1 rRNA gene and 1 other annotated feature (1 of these 2 only partly in view) are annotated in these 2,805 nt (G+C 51.1%); the gene reads left to right on the top strand.

What is annotated here, in order from left to right:
- Window positions 1-2,548 (top strand) — a sequence feature (mutual gap in cmsearch alignment for this rRNA model is longer than 100) (it extends 1,065 nt beyond the left edge of the window).
- A 136-nt stretch (window positions 2,549-2,684) separates the two neighbouring features.
- A 5S ribosomal RNA gene (rrf, locus tag AB4558_RS00005) occupies window positions 2,685-2,800 on the top strand.
- Window positions 2,801-2,805: the final 5 nt, after the last annotated feature.

Raw genomic sequence — 2,805 nt, 5'->3', positions numbered from 1 at the left:
ATCAGTGAAAACGAGTAGGGCGGGACACGTGATATCCTGTCTGAATATGGGGGGACCATCCTCCAAGGCTAAATACTACTGACTGACCGATAGTGAACCAGTACCGTGAGGGAAAGGCGAAAAGAACCCCTGTGAGGGGAGTGAAATAGAACCTGAAACCGTGTACGTACAAGCAGTAGGAGCACCTTCGTGGTGTGACTGCGTACCTTTTGTATAATGGGTCAGCGACTTAATTTTAGTAGCAAGGTTAACCGTTTAGGGGAGCCGTAGGGAAACCGAGTCTTAACTGGGCGTACAGTTGCTAGGATTAGACCCGAAACCAGGTGATCTAGCCATGGGCAGGTTGAAGGTTGAGTAACATCAACTGGAGGACCGAACCGACTAATGTTGAAAAATTAGCGGATGACTTGTGGCTAGGGGTGAAAGGCCAATCAAACCTGGAGATAGCTGGTTCTCCCCGAAAGCTATTTAGGTAGCGCCTCGGACGAATACTACTGGGGGTAGAGCACTGTTAAGGCTAGGGGGTCATCCCGACTTACCAACCCTTTGCAAACTCCGAATACCAGTAAGTACTATCCGGGAGACACACGGCGGGTGCTAACGTCCGTCGTGGAGAGGGAAACAACCCAGACCGCCAGCTAAGGTCCCAAAGTATAGCTAAGTGGGAAACGATGTGGGAAGGCTCAGACAGCCAGGATGTTGGCTTAGAAGCAGCCATCATTTAAAGAAAGCGTAATAGCTCACTGGTCGAGTCGGCCTGCGCGGAAGATGTAACGGGGCTAAGCTATACACCGAAGCTGCGGCTACGTACCTTAGGGTATGTGGGGTAGGGGAGCGTTCTGTAAGCCGTTGAAGGTGGTCTGTAAGGGCTGCTGGAGGTATCAGAAGTGCGAATGCTGACATGAGTAACGATAAAGGGAGTGAAAAACTCCCTCGCCGGAAGACCAAGGGTTCCTGTCCAACGTTAATCGGGGCAGGGTAAGTCGACTCCTAAGGCGAGGCCGAAAGGCGTAGTCGATGGGAAACGGGTTAATATTCCCGTACTTCTTACAATTGCGATGGGGGGACGGAGAAGGCTAGGTGGGCCTGGCGACGGTTGTCCAGGTTCAAGTACGTAGGCGGGTGGTTTAGGTAAATCCGGACCGCTACTAACGCTGAGATACGATGTCGAGCTACTACGGTAGTGAAGTCATTGATGCCATGCTTCCAGGAAAAGCCTCTAAGCTTCAGATTGTAAGGAATCGTACCCCAAACCGACACAGGTGGTCGGGTAGAGAATACCAAGGCGCTTGAGAGAACTCGGGTGAAGGAACTAGGCAAAATGGTACCGTAACTTCGGGAGAAGGTACGCTCTTATCAGTGAAGTCCCTTGCGGATGGAGCAGACGAGAGTCGCAGATACCAGGTGGCTGCAACTGTTTATTAAAAACACAGCACTGTGCAAAATCGTAAGATGACGTATACGGTGTGACGCCTGCCCGGTGCCGGAAGGTTAATTGATGGGGTTAGACTTCGGTCGAAGCTCTTGATCGAAGCCCCGGTAAACGGCGGCCGTAACTATAACGGTCCTAAGGTAGCGAAATTCCTTGTCGGGTAAGTTCCGACCTGCACGAATGGCGTAATGATGGCCACGCTGTCTCCACCCGAGACTCAGTGAAATTGAAATCGCTGTGAAGATGCAGTGTACCCGCGGCTAGACGGAAAGACCCCGTGAACCTTTACTACAGCTTGGCACTGAACATTGAACCTACATGTGTAGGATAGGTGGGAGACTATGAAACCGCGTCGCTAGATGTGGTGGAGTCGTCCTTGAAATACCACCCTTGTAGTTTTGATGTTCTAACGTTGGTCCCTGAATCGGGATTACGGACAGTGCCTGGTGGGTAGTTTGACTGGGGCGGTCTCCTCCCAAAGAGTAACGGAGGAGCACGAAGGTGGGCTAAACACGGTTGGACATCGTGTGGTTAGTGCAATGGCATAAGCCCGCTTGACTGCGAGAATGACAATTCGAGCAGGTGCGAAAGCAGGTCATAGTGATCCGGTGGTTCTGAATGGAAGGGCCATCGCTCAACGGATAAAAGGTACTCCGGGGATAACAGGCTGATACCGCCCAAGAGTTCATATCGACGGCGGTGTTTGGCACCTCGATGTCGGCTCATCACATCCTGGGGCTGAAGTCGGTCCCAAGGGTATGGCTGTTCGCCATTTAAAGTGGTACGCGAGCTGGGTTTAGAACGTCGTGAGACAGTTCGGTCCCTATCTGCCGTGGGCGTTGGAAAATTGAAAGGGGCTGCTCCTAGTACGAGAGGACCGGAGTGGACGAACCTCTGGTGTTCGGGTTGTCATGCCAATGGCATTGCCCGGTAGCTAAGTTCGGAATCGATAACCGCTGAAAGCATCTAAGCGGGAAGCGAGCCTTGAGATGAGTTTTCCCTGGCACTATAAGTGTCCTAAAGGGTTGTCGTAGACTACGACGTTGATAGGCAGGGTGTGTAAGTGCTGCGAGGCATTGAGCTAACCTGTACTAATTGCCCGTGAGGCTTAACCATACAACACCCAAGGGGTTTTGTGGACTCAAAGAAAGACCAGACCTTGAATGAGTTTGAAGAGATAGACTTTTAAATCAGTTTTCCAGATTATTTTGCCTTCAGTTTTTAAAAAAGCTGAAAGTAAAAGCAAAATTTGCTTGGCGACCATAGCATTGTGGACCCACCTGATTCCATGCCGAACTCAGAAGTGAAACACAATAGCGCCGATGGTAGTGTGGGGCTTCCCCATGTGAGAGTAGGACATCGCCAGGCTTTAA

Source organism: Vibrio sp. 10N.222.51.C5, from assembly GCF_041474575.1.
GTDB classification, from domain to species: domain Bacteria; phylum Pseudomonadota; class Gammaproteobacteria; order Enterobacterales; family Vibrionaceae; genus Vibrio; species Vibrio crassostreae_C.
Note: the sequence above shows the minus strand (reverse complement) of the source record. Positions and strands in the feature narration are given on the sequence as shown.